The organism is Iodidimonas nitroreducens, from assembly GCA_000710935.1.
GTDB lineage: Bacteria > Pseudomonadota > Alphaproteobacteria > Sphingomonadales > Rhodothalassiaceae > Iodidimonas > Iodidimonas nitroreducens.
In genome coordinates, this window is record BAYV01000032.1 from 1 (window position 1) to 15,234 (window position 15,234).

Annotated in this window: 13 protein-coding genes; 8 read left to right on the forward strand and 5 right to left on the reverse strand. The window is 56.0% G+C overall.

What is annotated here, in order from left to right; translation table 11 throughout:
* Together AQ1_RS11125 and AQ1_RS11130 are read left to right on the forward strand one after the other, a co-directional pair.
* Positions 1 to 628 (forward strand): mechanosensitive ion channel domain-containing protein (locus tag AQ1_RS11125; RefSeq protein WP_042087310.1); only part of this gene is annotated, 628 nt, incomplete at its 5' end.
* Entirely contained in the window at positions 625 to 864 is a 240-nt protein-coding gene (locus tag AQ1_RS11130) for a GlsB/YeaQ/YmgE family stress response membrane protein (RefSeq protein WP_042087312.1), read from the forward strand. The genes AQ1_RS11125 and AQ1_RS11130, both read left to right, overlap by 4 nt.
* 11 nt (positions 865 to 875) lie before the next feature.
* Here the strand turns inward: AQ1_RS11130 and AQ1_RS11135 are convergent, their stop codons facing one another.
* Positions 876 to 1,991: an NAD(P)/FAD-dependent oxidoreductase gene (locus tag AQ1_RS11135; protein ID WP_462687131.1), complete on the reverse strand. Its 1,116-nt coding sequence runs from the start codon at positions 1,989 to 1,991 to the stop codon at positions 876 to 878.
* 101 nt (positions 1,992 to 2,092) lie between these two features.
* Between AQ1_RS11135 and hisN the strand changes: the two genes are divergently transcribed.
* Positions 2,093 to 2,929 (forward strand): inositol monophosphatase family protein, encoded by an 837-nt coding sequence (gene hisN / locus AQ1_RS11140; protein ID WP_462687132.1) that lies wholly within the window; start codon positions 2,093 to 2,095, stop codon positions 2,927 to 2,929.
* A gap of 31 nt (positions 2,930 to 2,960) precedes the next feature.
* Here hisN and AQ1_RS11145 read toward each other — a convergent pair whose 3' ends face one another.
* The gene (locus AQ1_RS11145) at positions 2,961 to 3,857 is read right to left on the reverse strand and encodes an alpha/beta hydrolase (protein WP_161760579.1); all 897 of its coding nucleotides are present in this window, start codon (positions 3,855 to 3,857) and stop codon (positions 2,961 to 2,963) included.
* A gap of 209 nt (positions 3,858 to 4,066) precedes the next feature.
* Between AQ1_RS11145 and AQ1_RS11150 the strand changes: the two genes are divergently transcribed.
* Together AQ1_RS11150 and AQ1_RS11155 are read left to right on the forward strand one after the other, a co-directional pair.
* Complete coding sequence (locus AQ1_RS11150; RefSeq protein WP_042087318.1) at positions 4,067 to 4,273, forward strand: Flp family type IVb pilin; 207 nt, start codon at positions 4,067 to 4,069, stop codon at positions 4,271 to 4,273.
* Between the two features lie 340 nt (positions 4,274 to 4,613).
* A complete protein-coding gene (locus tag AQ1_RS11155; RefSeq protein WP_042087319.1) occupies positions 4,614 to 5,594 on the forward strand; it encodes an NADPH:quinone oxidoreductase family protein in 981 nt (326 codons plus the stop codon).
* 23 nt (positions 5,595 to 5,617) lie between these two features.
* Here AQ1_RS11155 and AQ1_RS11160 read toward each other — a convergent pair whose 3' ends face one another.
* Complete coding sequence (locus AQ1_RS11160) at positions 5,618 to 6,430, reverse strand: hypothetical protein (RefSeq protein WP_042087321.1); 813 nt, start codon at positions 6,428 to 6,430, stop codon at positions 5,618 to 5,620.
* A 180-nt stretch (positions 6,431 to 6,610) separates the two neighbouring features.
* Between AQ1_RS11160 and AQ1_RS11165 the strand changes: the two genes are divergently transcribed.
* Positions 6,611 to 7,894: an MFS transporter gene (locus AQ1_RS11165; RefSeq protein WP_042087322.1), complete on the forward strand. Its 1,284-nt coding sequence runs from the start codon at positions 6,611 to 6,613 to the stop codon at positions 7,892 to 7,894.
* Here AQ1_RS11165 and AQ1_RS11170 read toward each other — a convergent pair.
* Positions 7,839 to 8,912, reverse strand: coding sequence for a glycosyltransferase family 4 protein (locus tag AQ1_RS11170; protein WP_042087324.1), 1,074 nt, complete (start codon positions 8,910 to 8,912; stop codon positions 7,839 to 7,841). The genes AQ1_RS11165 and AQ1_RS11170 overlap by 56 nt on opposite strands.
* The gene (locus AQ1_RS11175) at positions 8,909 to 9,901 is read right to left on the reverse strand and encodes a UDP-2,3-diacylglucosamine diphosphatase (RefSeq protein ID WP_313980327.1); all 993 of its coding nucleotides are present in this window, start codon (positions 9,899 to 9,901) and stop codon (positions 8,909 to 8,911) included. Before AQ1_RS11175 ends, AQ1_RS11170 begins: the two co-directional genes overlap by 4 nt.
* Positions 9,902 to 10,489: 588 nt before the next feature.
* On the opposite strand from AQ1_RS11175, the gene AQ1_RS11180 reads away from it, so the two are divergent.
* Positions 10,490 to 13,114: a TonB-dependent receptor gene (locus AQ1_RS11180; protein ID WP_042087326.1), complete on the forward strand. Its 2,625-nt coding sequence runs from the start codon at positions 10,490 to 10,492 to the stop codon at positions 13,112 to 13,114.
* Positions 13,115 to 13,195: 81 nt separating this feature from the next.
* A complete protein-coding gene (locus AQ1_RS11185; RefSeq protein WP_042087328.1) occupies positions 13,196 to 15,214 on the forward strand; it encodes a tetratricopeptide repeat-containing sulfotransferase family protein in 2,019 nt (672 codons plus the stop codon).
* Positions 15,215 to 15,234: the final 20 nt, after the last annotated feature.

The following is a 15,234-nucleotide window of genomic DNA, read 5'->3' on the forward strand; positions in this document are numbered from 1 at the left end:
AAAATTTGGTGTGCAAACAGCCAGCCTCGTGGCGGTGGTCGGGGCTTTGGGCCTGGCCATCGGTTTGGCGCTTCAGGGCACTTTGGCCAATTTCGCGGCCGGGGTGATGCTGCTCATCTTTCGCCCGTTCAAGGTGGGGCAATATGTGGATGCGGGCGGCATTGCGGGCACGGCAAAAAGCATCAGCCTGTTTTCCACCGATCTCGATACCCCCGATAATATCCGCATCACCATCCCCAATGGCCAGATCTGGGGCCAATCGATCAGAAATTTCAATTTTCATGAAACCCGTCGGCTGGATATTCCCTGCGGCATTTCCTATGGCGATGATCTGGATCGGGCGATGGCGGTGATGGAGCGCACCATTTCAGCCGATCCCCGGGTGCTGGCCGATCCGGCGATCAATGTGCTGGTGGATGGGCTGGGCGATAGTTCGGTGAACCTGATCGCCCGTTTCTGGTGCGCTTCTGCTGATTATTGGCAATTGAAATGGGATATGACCAAGGCGGTCAAGCTGGCCTTTGATCGCGAAGGCATTGAAATTCCCTTTCCTCAGCGCATGGTGCATGTTGCTGGCGGTGCGCCTTTGCCAAAGTCTTCGCACACTGAAAAAGGGGCAGGGGCATGAGTCTTCTGTGGTTTTTGCTGATCGGTCTGGCCGCCGGGTTCATCGCGGGCAAGCTGATGCGCGGCGCGGGTTTTGGGCTTTTGGGCAATCTGCTGGTGGGGGTCATCGGGGCGGTGCTTGGCGGCTTCCTCTTTGGGCTTTTGGGCCTTCAGGCTTATGGCCTGTTGGGCAATCTGGTGGTCGCCACTTTGGGCGCCATCGTGCTTTTGTGGCTGGCCTCGGTGCTGCGCAAATAGCCTAAAGCTCCCTAAAGCTTAGGGTGGCGAAAGCGGGCGGGATCATAGCAGGCCGCCCGCACATCATGGCCCGCCAGCCCATCGGGCAGATCCCGGCCCAGCGCCCGGGCTTTGGTCAGGGCGGCCATGGCGGGGGCGGTTTGGATGCCGTAGCCGCCTTGCCCCACACACCAGATGAAATCGCCGCAATCGCCATCCGGCCCCACCACCGGCGCGCGATCGGGCGCAAAGCTGCGCAAACCGGCCCAGCGATTGAGGATTTTCGGCACATCCAAAGTGCTGAGCTTTTCCAGCCGATCAATGGTGAGGGCAATATCCATTTCATCGGGCTGCACATCGCAAGGCGGCATCGGCGTTTCATCGGCGGGCGAGGCGAGAATCCGGCCCTGTTCCGGCTTGAAATAAATGGTTTCCGCAAAATCGATCACCAGCGGCCAATCATCCATCACCGCCGTTTTTTCGGGCTTGAAAACCAGCGCCGTGCGCCGCTTGGGCGAAAGGCCGATGGGCGAAAGCCCGGCCATCCGCGCCACCTCATCCCCCCACGCCCCGGCGGCATTGATCACCATGGATGCCGCAATCGTGCCCTGGCCGGTTTGGGCATAAAAGCCCTTGGGCTGGCGGGAAAGGCTTGAAAGCCGGGCATCGCAGATCAGCCGCCCGCCATGCCGGCGCATCTGGCGCAAATAGCCCTGATGGATCGTCGCCACATCCAGATCGCGGCAATCGGGGTCCCAAATCGCCCCGGCCAGCGCCTGTGGCCGTAAAACCGGCACCCGGGCCAAAACCTCATCGGCACAAAGCCGCGTAATGGCGGGCAGCCGGGCCGCCAGCGCTTCGGCCCGGGCTTTTGCTTTGGCCTTGTTCCGGGCGCTATACAGATGCAAACAGCCGCGATCATGCACCAAAGGCACATCGGCAAAGCCAGCAGGCGTGTGCAGATAAAAATCTTTCGAAGCACTGGTCAAAGGCTGGATCAAAGGCCCGCCATAGCTTTCGGCATAAAAGGCCGCCGAACGCCCTGTGGTGTGATAGCCGGGCTGATCTTCCGCCTCGATCACGATCACATCGGCATCGGATGATAAAGCCGCTGCGGCCGAAGCCCCGGCGATTCCGGCTCCGATCACAAGGATATCACATCGATGGTCAGGATGAAGTCTTGGCATGATAGGGGGCAATGTGGTCAAAACAGCGGAGCAACACAAGAGGCACGATAAAAGGATCAGCCATGAGCAGACCGCATATGTCGGATCGCCTGCCCGCCGACCAGCTTTTGGAGCTGGCCACCTTCACCAAAAAACTGGCGCAGGCCGCATCGGAGGCCACGCTTCCCTATTTCCGCCAGCAGATCGCGGTGGATGATAAGATCGGCAAGCCCGGCTTTGATCCCGTAACGGAAGCCGATCGCGGGGCCGAACGCGCCATGCGCGCGTTGATCGAAGCCCATTATCCCGATCATGGCATCATTGGTGAGGAATATGGCGAAAAGAAAAGCAAAAGCGGCCCCATCTGGGTGCTCGATCCCGTGGATGGCACTCGCGCTTTTGTGGCGGGCCTGCCTAGCTGGGGCACGCTGATTGCCCTGAATGATGGGGATCAGCCGGTGATCGGTGCGGTGGCCCAGCCTTATATCGGCGAGCTGTTTTTGGGCATTCACGGATCGGGCATCAGCCGCGCCCATTTGAATGATAAGCCGATCCAATGCCGCCCGTGCAAAAGCCTGGATCGGGCGATTCTCTCCACCACCGGGGTTAATTTCCTCAGCCCGCTGGAGCAGGCCGCCTTTAAAATTCTGGAACGCTCTGCCCCCATCACCCGCTATGGCTTTGATTGCTATGCCTATGCGGTGCTGGCTTTGGGCATGATCGATCTGGTGGTGGAAGCGGGGCTGGAAACCTATGATGTGCAGGCGCTGATCCCACTGATCCGGGGTGCGGGCGGGGTGATCACCGGCTGGCGCGGCGATGATGCGCAAGCGGGCGGGCGGGTGATTGCGGCGGGGGATGCTGATCTGCATCATCTGGTGCTCGATCATCTGCGCGATGTGCCAAATAATCCTTCATGAGATAATCCGCCCAAATCATCCCCCGATAAAATCATCCGCCTATAAAATCATCAATGGCTTTCAGGAATTGATCGCGCATGGGATCAGCCTCGCGCATCAGTTCATGGCGGGCATTGGGGATGGTGATCACATGGGCATCGGGCATGGTGCTGGCCAAAGCGCGGGCGGCATCATTATCCACCACCCGATCAGCCCCCGCCAGAATAAAGCCCGTGGGCACGGTGATCCTTTGGCCATAGCCCGGGCTTTGCAAAAGATCGCATGATGCTATCGCCGCCGCCATCCATCCCCATGTCACCCCGCCCAGCTTCAGATCGGGCTGCTGCTCCAATTGCCAGTCCTCATCAGCGAATCGCTCTGCATCCGATGTCAGATAATCGCGCAGGGCCGCACGGGCCTTTGCATCGCCCCGCCAATCGCCTTGGCCCGGGGCATAGGATTGCCCCCGCCCCAGCGCCATTGCCCCGCGCACCAGAATCCGCACGAGACTTGACGGCAAAGCCCCGAAATGAATGCCCACCATGGGGGCGGATAAAATCAGCTTGTCGATTGTTTGCGGATGATCATGGGCAAAGCGCAGGGCCACATGCCCCCCCATGCTATGGCCAAGCAGATGAAAGGGCCGGGGCAGGCCCTCATCTTCGGCCCGCACCACAAAAAGCCCCACATCATCGATCATGGGTGCGAAATCGCGCAGATAATGCTTGTGCCGATTCGCCAAAGGCCGGGTGGAAAGCCCGTGATTGCGCAGATCAAGAATGGCCACCGCCAGCCCGCGATCCAAAAAATCGGCAATGATTTCGGCATAGCGTTCGATAAATTCGGTCCGCCCCGGCACCAGCAAAAGGCTGCCCCGGGCCCCTTCGGGCCGCCACAGCATCATTCGCAGGCGGGTGCCATCCGATGTTGAAAGATCAAGCTTTTTCATGCCCTTGGGCAAAATTCTGCTTCTTTGCCGGATGGTGTGATCCTTCATCCCCAAAAGCCTTTCAAATATTTATAAAAAATCGTCTAAGTTTTGACCTAAATTCGGCTTTCTTTTCTTTAGTCAAATGCCACTCATCCTTTAACTTCATATCAATATTTTCACAACATGCTCCTGTTATCGGACCTCGAAATCAAATGGGAGCACACTCCATGTTCAAACTTCTTCGCGCTTTACGGAAAAATGAAAAAGGCGCCACGGCCATCGAATATGGCCTGATCGCCGCCCTCGTCGCCGTTGCCGCCATCGGTGCCATGACGGCTTTGGGTGGAAGCCTGACCGATATTTTCAGCAGAGCCAGCAACGAGCTTGGTACTGCTTCAACAGCGGCTACGAACGCCCCAACTAACCCTGAATAATCTTTTCGGATAATTCCCCGAGTCAGCCGGGATTTTCAAAACCTCCGCCCCCTCCGGCGGGGGTTTTTTTATCCCGTCACCCCCACACGTCACCCCGGCCCCCGAGCCGGGGTCCACCTCGTGAAGGGCTGAGCATGCCAAAGATGGATTCCGGGTCAAGCCCGGAATGACGATTCTTGTGGCCCGGAATGACAATTCTTGTGGCCCGGGAGGACGTAAAAAAGGGAGCCGGGGCGAGGACAGAAAAACAACCCTGCACCCTGCCAGATTGGCGGCTTGTGAAAATGCGTTCATCCGCCTAGCCTTTCCAGCCCAAAAAGAATTGCGATGGAGAATGGCAATGAAAGCGGCGCGCGTCCATGAAACCGGCGGTCTTGACAAGCTCATTGTTGAGACATGCGAAAGCCCGGCCCTTCTACCGGGCCATATCAAGCTGCGGGTGCGGGCCTGTGGAATCAATTTTGCCGATATTTTGCTGATCAAAGGGCTTTATCAGGAAAAGCCGCCGCTTCCCTTCATTCCGGGCGGGGAAATCGCCGGTGAGGTGATCGCCGTAGCCGATGATGTGACGGGGCTGAAGCCCGGTGATCGGGTGATGTCGATGATCGGCACGGGCGGTTTGGCCCAGGAAGCGGTGGTGCCCGCGGCCATGGCCCTGCCCATTCCACCATCGGTCGATTTTGACGTGGCGGCAGCTTTTTCGGTTGCTTATGGCACCAGCCATGTGGCGCTGGCGCATCGGGCAAAGCTGAAGGCCGGTGAGGTTTTGCTGGTGCATGGGGCGGCAGGGGGCGTGGGGCTGACCGCGGTTGAGATCGGCAAGCTGATGGGGGCCACCGTGATCGCCACGGCTTCCAGCGATGAAAAGCTTGCGGTGGCGCAAGCGAAAGGCGCCGATCATCTGATCAATTATGAAACTGATGATCTGCGCGCCCGGGTGAAAGACATCACCAAAGGCCGGGGGGCCGATGTGATCTATGATCCGGTGGGGGGCAAAGCGTTTGACGACAGCCTGCGCGCCATCAATTTTGAAGGGCGGATCATCGTGATCGGCTTTGCATCGGGGACCATTCCCCAGATCCCGGCGAATCTTTTGCTGGTGAAGAATATTTCGGTGGTGGGGCTTTATTGGGGGTCTTATGCCAAAAAACGGCCAGAGGTTTTGATGGGCTCGATGCAGCAGCTTCTGGCATGGCTGGCAGAGGGCAAAATCACCCCGCATATTTCCCATCATGAGCCCTTGGATACCGCCGTGCGCGCCTTGCAGGCTTTGGATGAACGGCGTTCCACCGGCAAGGTGGTAGTGACTATGGAGGATTGACCATGGGATAAGGGGCCCTGCCCCTAAAGCGGATAGGTAAAAACAAGCCCCGCACTTAAAATAATGATCGATCCCGCGATTATTTCAAAAATCAGGCGGGCGGCAGGCTTTGATTTTGCCGCCCATAAAGCAAGAGACGGCACGAAAAAGGCAAGGAAGCTGATCGCCACCGGCAAGGCCAGCATATCGCGTGAAAAAATCAGGGTGGCGGCCAGTGCGAAATAAAGGCTGCCCGCAGCAAAACTTGCGGAATAAGGCCAGCGCATTTGAAGCCGCCATAATGCAAGACCGGTGCCCGCAATGGCAGCGCTAAGGCTAAGGGCATGAAGGCCGAGGCGGGTGCCATAAAGAAAGGCGACAACGCATAAAGCCGTGCTGGCAAAAAACAGGGCCCGGCCCGCAGCCAACCGTGGCCCCATCAGCACGAGCCGACCAAAAATCAGAAAACCCGCCGCAATGAGCGAAGGATAGATCAGCCATATCCCCCCGCGCAACCGGCCGCCATATTCCTGCGGACCAATCAGCAACACTGTGATCAAAGGGATGAGCAGGACGAAAAAACCACAGGCCAGCAGCCGAAAGCGCGGGCGATCCGCAAAAAGCCCGATGCCAAGCCCGGCGATCCCCAGATAAGGTGTCAAGCCCATCCCCCCCACAGCGGGCCAGATCGGCAGGGTGCGAATCATCAACACGCCCATCCAGAAGGCGATGGCAAGGCCGATACCCGCCGGATGGGGCTTATCGCGCATGGGGGCAAAGGCGATGAAGGCAGCGGCGATGGCAGCGGGCAGAAAAAGCGCATCAAAAGCTGTTTTCGATAAAAGAAAAGCGATCACAAAAAAGGGCTTTCAGACTGAGGCGGGCTTTTTGCCCTATCGGCTGAAGATATGTTCAGCATGATCTATGGTTTTTACGCATCTATGCTGATAGAGCGCAATTGAAACCATGCCTGATCAATCAGCCTTGATCGACTTTTGTCAATCGGGCTTTCAAATCACAAGGAAAGAACGCGACCCATGCTGATCCGTTTGTTCATTGTTCTGGGTCCGGCTTATATCCTCTCGCAGTTTCTGCGCAATTCCATCGCCGTACTCGGGCCGGAACTCTCGGTAAGCCTTGATGTGGGGTCGGCGGGTCTCGGCACCATGACCGGCGCTTTTTTTCTGGGCTTTGCCGCCATGCAATTGCCGGTGGGCATGGCCCTTGATCGTTTTGGACCGCGCCGGGTGATGGCCAGCTTCATGATCATCGTGGCGCTGGGCTGTGCGGTTTTTGCCATGGCGGATGATCTGTTCATGCTGATGGCGGGGCGGGTTCTGATGGGGGTGGGCTGCGCGCCCCTTTTGATGGGGGCGATGGTGATTTTCGCCCGCGCATTCGAGCCGGATCGCTTTGCTTCCCTCACCTCATTGCAACTGGCCATTGGCAATAGCGGGATTTTGCTGGCGACCTCGCCTTTTGCCCTGTTGATCGAACAGACAGGCTGGCGGATCAGCCTGTTTGGCGCGGCCGCCCTTGCCTGTGGATTTGTGATCCTCATGCTTCTCGCCTTGCCGGAATCCTTGCGCGGGCGGTCTTTGTCATCGGGCCGGAGCGAGGGTTTGATCCAAAGCCTTCAAGGTGTGGGGCAGATTCTGGCGGATCGGCGCTTATGGCCTTTGATGCCGCTTTTATTTTGCGGTTATGGCTCGGTGGTGAGCATCACGGCCCTGTGGGGCGGGCCTTATCTGGCCGATATTTATGGGCTTCAAGCGGTGGATCGCGGCAATGTGCTTTTGTTGATGGCATCGGGATCGGTGATCGGGCCTTTGTGTTTTGGCCCCCTTGATCGCCGCTTCAACAGCCGCAAATGGATCGTGGTGCCCGGCTGCGGGATGGTGATGGCGATTTTCATGCTGCTGGCTTTTTGGGGGCGACCGCCTTTATGGCTTTTGCCCGGTCTGTTTTTTCTGATCAGCGCCGGCACCGGCTATTTCAGCGTGGCCGTGGCCCATGCCCGATCCCTTTATTCCTATGAAACCATTGGCCGGGGCATGACGGTGAGCAACATGCTGGTGATGGGGGGTGTGGGCATTTTGCAGCCCTTGAGCGGGCTGGTGGCGCGCTGGTTTCAAGGGGATATGGCCCCCCTCGATCAGATGGCGGCCTTGCCCGAAAATGCCTATCGGGCGGTTTTCGGCTTTTTGGGGGCGTGCCTTTTGCTCTCGCTTTTAAGCTATCTGCGCGCCCCCGATAGCAAACCCTTCAAGCCACAAGAGCCGCCTGATCCGGCATTTCGGCCGGAACATAGAGATGGCTGAGAAACTGATGGGCTGACGCCTGCCAACTGAAGGCTTCGGCATAGCGCCGGCAATCCTCGGGCCGGGCAGTGAGCGCCCTGCTGATGGCGGTGCGCAGATCATCGTCAAGCCCGCCAATAAGCACGTGATAATCGGGTATCACCCCCCGCCCATCGGCGCCGATCACATCGAGCGGCCCCTCAACAGGGAAAGCCGCCACCGGCACACCGGATGCCAAAGCTTCGAGCATCACCAGACCAAAAGTATCGGTGCGGCTGGGAAAAACAAAAACATCCGCCGCCGCATAAAGCCGGGCCAAAGCCTCGCCACTTTGGCTGCCGGTAAAAATCGCGCGCGGATAGCGGGCCGAAAGGGCGGCGCGCGCCGGGCCATCCCCTACCACGATCTGGCTGCCGGGCAGATCAAGGCTCAAAAACGCCTCGATATTCTTCTCAACCGCCACCCGGCCTACGCATAAATGCAGGGGCCGGGGAAGATCTGCGGGCAAAAGATCATCGGGATAAGGCAGATGGGGGCGAAACAGGGCGGTATCCACCCCGCGCGACCAAGGGCGGATATTGCCAAACCCCTTTGATCGAAGCTTTCTGGCAACAGTGGGGGTGGCCACCATGATGCCAGCCGATGGCGCATGAAAACGGCGCATCGCCCCATAAAGCCAGCGTTCGGGGATGGGCGAGCGTAAAGCGACATAATCGGGAAAATTGGTGTGCCAAGCGGTGGTAAAGGGCAGATCATGGCGCAAACACCAGCGCCGCGCCGCCCAGCCGATGGGGCCTTCGGTGGCGATATGAAGGGCATCCGGGGCAAAATCAGAAATCATGGCCCCCATCCGACCGGGGCGGGCCAAAGCCAGCCGGATATCGGCATAGCTGGGGCAGGGAATGGTCAAAAACTGATCAGGGCTGATGATCAGCACCTGATGGCCCAGTTCTTCCAGCGCCTGTTTGGTCATCTGCAGGGTGCGGACAACGCCATTGATCTGGGGATGCCAGGCATCGGTGGCGATACAGATTTTCATGCCGCCACCTCTTGTTTTGCCGATTTTTTAGAAAAATAGGGGATCAGGGTGCGGCCGCCGGTGCGGGCCGAGATTTCATCGGCCCAGCGCAGAATTTCCAATCGCCCATCGCTATGCTCCACCAGGGCCGTGCAGCTTTCCACCCAATCGCCATCATTGCAATAAAGCACATCGCCGATCATGCGGGTTTCAGCATGGTGGATATGGCCACAGATCACCCCATCCACCGCGCGATGCGCCGCCTGTTTGGCAACGGTTTCCTCAAAGCGCGACATGAAGGCAACGGCGTGTTTGGTTTTGTATTTCAAGAAGGCCGAAAGCGACCAATAGGAATAGCCGAAAAGCCGCCGCAGATGATTGAAGCTGGTATTCAGCCGCAATAAAAGGCCATAGGCATGATCGCCCAGATGCGCCAGCCATTTATGATAAAGGACAATGGCATCAAAAGCATCGCCATGCAAAACCCAGAAAGTGCGGCCATCTGCGGTTTGGTGCATCGCTTCCTTCATGATCTTTACACCCGCGAAATCCAGATCGATATAATCGCGCAAAGCCTCATCATGATTGCCGGGGATATAGATAACCTCGGTCCCTTTTTCGGCAAATTTCAGGATTTTACGCAGAACTGCATGATGCTGATCATCCCAATACCAGCTTTTTTTCAATTGCCAGCCATCGATGATATCACCCACCAGATAGAGCTTTTCGCAGTCCACATGGCGCAGAAAATCGATCAGATAATCCGCCCGGCAGCCTCGGGTTCCCAGATGAATATCGGAAATGAAGATGCTGCGATAATGGCGCTTTTCCGATTTTTTGGGCTTTTTCGGCTTCCCGGCCTTTTTCTCCTGATCAGGATATTGTGCTGCAGGATGGGCTGGGTCAGCCGCTTTGAGAGAAGATTGGGAGGATGGAGACGTTTTTGATCGTGGCAAAGTGAGAAGCGACATCAAAGGAAGCGTGAGGCCCAGTTTGAAGCTTTGGCTCATATCCCATATCCTGTGCAATGGGTTGCCGAGACGTACGATCTGTTGATCCTGTTCCTACGGGTGGGGGGTTAAAGTTTTATGGCGGCCAGATGAGGGAAATATAACAAAGATCACTTAATTTGTGCCTGTGGCCCAAACCGGATTGGGGCAAAAGAAGTCTATCACACAGGCATGTCACGGGGACTTGTGCGAAAAGTGAGGCGATTGAGGTTGAATTTTTCCAGAATGTGCTTAATTCTTGAGATGTGGAACAGGTTTCCCCCCTTTCCACCGCCCTCCGTGGGCGTTTCCTCCCTGAACTTGGGCCGTGGCAATCGCCATGGCCCCTTTTTTTTGCCCCTATTTCACCCGCCCTATACATGGCCGCGACTTTGGCGCGCGCCGTCAGCCCATGATAGCATCCAGTATATACCCCAAATATCATTCAATAAATAATCCATCTATAATAAGCATTACATATTTTTTATTGTGTAATGAATGATCGCGAAATTGTTATAATCAATATAGTTAAAGTAAAAAAAACCGTGCAATATTTTCTATCTGTGTATATGAAATGCGTTCAATTTTTATCAAAAGAGGAAAAAGCAAATGATTTCTCGTCATTGCAAATTGAATCTTGCGATTCTGTCAACGCTGACTGCTACATTTGGCAGCACACACGCTTATGCACAGATCGAAGAGATCATTGTTACTGCTACGAAACGAGCTAAGAGCAGCCAAGACATTCCTGTCTCTGTGATGGCACTCAATGGCGGTGATCTCGACCGGTTGAATGTGGATAATTTCACGGATTATCTGAAAGAACTGCCCGGGGTTACGGCGGGCGGCAGCGGTCCGGGGCAAAGCACCATTTATATCCGCGGGCTGGCCTCAACCACACCGAATCTCACCACCGCAGGCGTTGCGGGTCTCGCCCCCAATGTCGCCTTTTATCTTGATGAGCAGCCTTTGTCGCAACCGGGGCGCAATCTGGATGTTTATGCTGTTGATATGGAGCGGATCGAGGTGCTGCCCGGGCCACAGGGCACTTTGTTCGGGGCCAGTTCTCAGGCCGGGACCATTCGCCTGATCACCAACAAGCCGGTTTTGAACGAATTTCAGGTCAAGGCTAATTTCGGCGTCTCTTTCACCAAGGGCGGCGAGATGAGCAACAAGGCGGAAGGTGTGATCAATATTCCGCTGATCGATGATAAATTGGCGGTCCGCGCTGTTTTCTATAATGATGATCAGGGTGGCTATATCGATAATGTGGCGGGAACACGCGATGCGTCATCCTCGGCGCGTTTCCGGCCCGAAGGCACAGTGCGCGCGAATGGTGTGCCGGTTTCCGCCAATCGGGCAGGCTTTCAATCCACCGATGATCTGTCGAATGTTACCTTCCTGGAAGCCGATAATGCCGAATTGGTGGAAGAGGATTTCAACGACACGACCTATAAGGGCTTTCGCTTCAGCACCTATTGGGCGATCAATACCGATTGGTCACTGACCGTGGGGCATATGCGCCAAAGTCTTGAAAGCGATGGTGTTTTCTTTGATGATCCCGAATTGGGCGATATGGAAATCCAGCGTTTTGAAGAAGATGAGCTGGAAGATGATTTCCACAATACCTCATGGACGCTGGAAGGCCGCCTGGGGATGCTCGATCTCGTTTATACCGGCGCCTATACGGATCGGGAAACCGATCAGCGGGTGGATTATTCCGATTATCTGTTCGCCGGGCAGTATCTACCTTATTATATCTGCGATAGCTCGGTCACCTATCCCGGCGCTGCGGGGCCGGTGGGCACCTGCCAGCCGCCCAATCTTTTTGTCGATAGCATCACCGATACTGAGGTGCAGACCCATGAATTGCGCTTCACCACGCCCGATAGCTATCGTGTTTATGCAACGGTCGGCGGTTTTTACAGCGATCTGACGATCAAGGAACGCAATGATTTCCACTATCCGGGATCTTTGCAGGCCGATATTTTCGGTTCACCGGGCTTTTTCCCCAATTTCCCCTTTACCACGGGCTTTACCTCCGATCCCGGGCCTTTCCCGGCAGGGGTGATTTTCCGCAATGATATCAAGCGCACGGATCAGCAATTGGGCCTGTTTGGTGAGGCCACATTCGTTGCCATTCCCGATACTTTGGAAGTGGTTTTGGGCGCGCGCTATTATGATGTGGAAGTGGATATGGAGGGCAGTGCGAACGGCTCCTTCTGCAACAGCTTCCAGCCCGATATCAATGCCTTTGGCACGGATATCAGCGATGTTTTCAACGGCGATGATCAATTCACCTTTCGGGGAAGCTGCAATACCGATCTTTTGCAAACTTTTACCAAAGGCCAAAGCCTTGACGAGATCATGGCCGCAGGCTTGAGCGAAGCCCAGGCCAATCAGGTGCTCAATGCTTTGGAAAATGCCCCGGATAAGGCCAAAACCGATGGCGTGATCTTCAAGGCCACCATCAATTGGACGCCCACCGAAAATGCCCTGCTTTATGCAACCTTTTCCGAAGGCTTCCGCCCCGGTTTGCTGAACAGGCCCGGCGGCGCGCAGGGGCCGGGGAATTTCACGGTGCCGTTCGCCCTCGATACCGATGAAGTGACCAATTATGAAATCGGCTGGAAGCTCGATCTGTTCAATAACGCCGTCCGCTTCAATGGGAATGCCTTTTATGTGGATGTGGAAAATCTGCAAACCACGATTTTCGATCCATCCATCGTCAATCTGTTCTTTTCAGATAATGCCGCAAATGCTGAAATCTATGGCATGGAAGGGAATATCTCGTGGTTCCCCATGGCCGTTCCGGGCTTATCCTTCACCGGGGCCTTTTCGCTTCTCGATACCAAAATCACCAAGGTGCTCACCCCCACCGATGATGTGCGAAAAGGCGATGATCTGGCTTTTGCGCCCACATTTCAGGGCAATTTGCGGGCCCGCTATGAATGGGATGCCTTTGATGATTACCGGGCGCATGTGATGCCGCAGATTGTCTATTCGGGCGAATCGTTCAGCGATATCATCACCATCAATCGAGCGGAAATCGATAATAGCGCGACTTTGGCGCTGGCCGCCGGGCTCACATCCGCGCAATGGTCTTTTGAGGTTTATGGCGAGAATCTGACGAATTCCCGGGCCGAACAGGCGAATAATTTTGTTTTCGATCGGGAAAGAACGACCCCCAGCAGGCCTTTGACCATCGGCTTTCGCGTTGGCTTTCAGATGTAAGCCTTTGACGATGTAAAGCGATCAGCCTTATCGTGCCGTCCCGTTCGCGGGGCGGCATTTTGCTGAAAAGGGGATGGTATTATGCCAAAAATCGACGCGGAAAGCCCGACAGACGATCAGGCCCAACAGGATTTAAAATCCGCTAAAAGCCTGATGAAGGCGGGACAGATCGCGACTGCCCTTCAGGAATTGGATGATCTTCTCGCCAAAAGCCCCGATCATCCCGATGGTCTTTATATGGCGGCGGTGTGCCTGCGTTATCTGGGGCGCAGTGATGAAGCCGCCCATAAGCTGGTGCGGCTAAAAGAAGTGGCCCCCGATTTTGCCCGGGCTTTTCAGGAAGAAGGGCATCTTTTGCGGGCGGTGCAGCGGCCCGAAGAGGCGCTGAAGGCTTATGAGCGGGCCTGTCGGCTCAATCCGGCCCTGATCGCAAGCTGGAAGGCCCAGGCTGATCTTTTCGAGCAGCTCGGCCGATTGGGCCCGGCCCGTCAGGCGCGGGGGCAGGCAGAAAAACTGATGGCCTTGCCAAAGGAGCTGCTCGATGCCAGCCTGCTGCTGCATGAAGGAAAGCCCCTCAAAGCCGAAGCCTTATGCCGGGCTTTTTTGCAGGCTCATCCCCATCATATCGATGCCATGCGGCTTTTGGCGGCCATCGGCGTGCGTATGGGGGTTTTGGAAGATGCCGATTTTCTGCTTGAAAGCGCTTTGGTTTTCGCCCCCGATCAGATCGATATCAGGCTCGATTATATCGAGGTGCTGCGCAAGCGGCAAAAATACGAAGCCGCCCGGGATCAGGCCCGGCTGCTTTATGAAAAAGACCCGAATAATCCGGTTTTTCTCTCCCATTATGCCATTGAATCCCTTCAGCTTGGCGATTATGATCTGGCTCTTGATCTTTTTGATCGGGTATTGGCTATTCTGCCCGATGATCCCGCCACCCTCACCTCTCGCGGTCATGCCTTGAAAACCCGGGGGGATCGCGAAGCCGCCATCACATCCTATCGCGCAGCTTTTGCTGCCCGGCCCGATCATGCTGAAGCTTATTATGCCCTGGCCAATCTCAAAACCTATCGCTTTTCCGATGAGGATAGAGCGCAGATGAAGGCGCAGGAACAATCGGCCTGGATTGGCCCTCAGGAGCGGATTTATTTCTGCTTTGCGCTAGGCAAGGCTTATGAAGATCGGGGCGATTATGAAACCGCCTTTCGTTTTTATGCCCGGGGGAATGATCTGAAATCCCGCCAGATATCCTATCGCAGCGATCAGATGGAAGCCGAATTAAAGGCGCAGGCCGACATCTGCACCCCCCAATTGATGCAAAAACAGGCCGATCAGGGCCATATGGCCCCAGATCCGATCTTTATCTTAGGCTTGCCGCGCGCGGGCTCAACGCTTGTGGAGCAGATACTGGCCTCGCATTCCGAAGTTGATGGCACCTTGGAATTGCCCAATATCCTTGCTTTGGCGCATCGCTTGCGGGGGCGAACATCAGGCCGTGCGGCATCGCGCTATCCGGCCATATTGCAAGAATTAAGCGCGGAAAAGCTCGAAGACTTAGGCCGCGATTATATCGAGAATACGAGAATACATCGCCAGAATGCCCCCTTTTTCACCGATAAGATGCCCAATAATTTCCGCCATATCGGGCTTATTCATCTGATTTTGCCCCGCGCCAAAATCATCGATGCCCGGCGTCATCCCATGGCCTGCTGCTTTTCGGGCTATAAGCAGCTTTTTGCCGAAGGTCAGGAATTTACCTACAGGCTTGAGGATATGGGCCGCTATTATCGCGCCTATGTCGAGATGATGGACCATTGGGATCGGGTTTTGCCGGGCCGGATTTTTCGCGTGCATCATGAAAAGCTGGTGGCCGATACCGAAAATACGGTGCGTGCGCTTCTCGATTTCTGCGGCTTGCCCTTTGAAGACGCGTGCCTTCAGTTCCATAAAAACAAGCGATCCGTGCGCACCGCAAGCTCAGAACAGGTGCGTCAACCGATCAGCGCCAAGGGGCTGGCCCAATGGCGGCATTTCGAACCCTGGCTCGACCCTCTGAAACAGGCTTTGGGCCCGGCGCTCACCTCATATCCCGATTTTTGAAAGCCCAAAGGGCGGGGCGG

Excerpts from the sequence above, each read along its gene's own strand:
- AQ1_RS11170 (WP_042087324.1), bottom strand. The coding sequence starts at position 8,912 with ATGAAAATCTGTATCGCCACCGATGCCTGGCATCCCCAGATCAATGGC.
- AQ1_RS11145 (WP_161760579.1), bottom strand. The coding sequence starts at position 3,857 with ATGAAAAAGCTTGATCTTTCAACATCGGATGGCACCCGCCTGCGAATG.
- AQ1_RS11150 (WP_042087318.1), top strand. The coding sequence starts at position 4,067 with ATGTTCAAACTTCTTCGCGCTTTACGGAAAAATGAAAAAGGCGCCACG.
- AQ1_RS11165 (WP_042087322.1), top strand. The coding sequence starts at position 6,611 with ATGCTGATCCGTTTGTTCATTGTTCTGGGTCCGGCTTATATCCTCTCG.
- AQ1_RS11185 (WP_042087328.1), top strand. The coding sequence starts at position 13,196 with ATGCCAAAAATCGACGCGGAAAGCCCGACAGACGATCAGGCCCAACAG.
- AQ1_RS11155 (WP_042087319.1), top strand. The coding sequence starts at position 4,614 with ATGAAAGCGGCGCGCGTCCATGAAACCGGCGGTCTTGACAAGCTCATT.
- AQ1_RS11180 (WP_042087326.1), top strand. The coding sequence starts at position 10,490 with ATGATTTCTCGTCATTGCAAATTGAATCTTGCGATTCTGTCAACGCTG.
- AQ1_RS11175 (WP_313980327.1), bottom strand. The coding sequence starts at position 9,901 with ATGAGCCAAAGCTTCAAACTGGGCCTCACGCTTCCTTTGATGTCGCTT.
- AQ1_RS11130 (WP_042087312.1), top strand. The coding sequence starts at position 625 with ATGAGTCTTCTGTGGTTTTTGCTGATCGGTCTGGCCGCCGGGTTCATC.
- hisN (WP_462687132.1), top strand. The coding sequence starts at position 2,093 with ATGAGCAGACCGCATATGTCGGATCGCCTGCCCGCCGACCAGCTTTTG.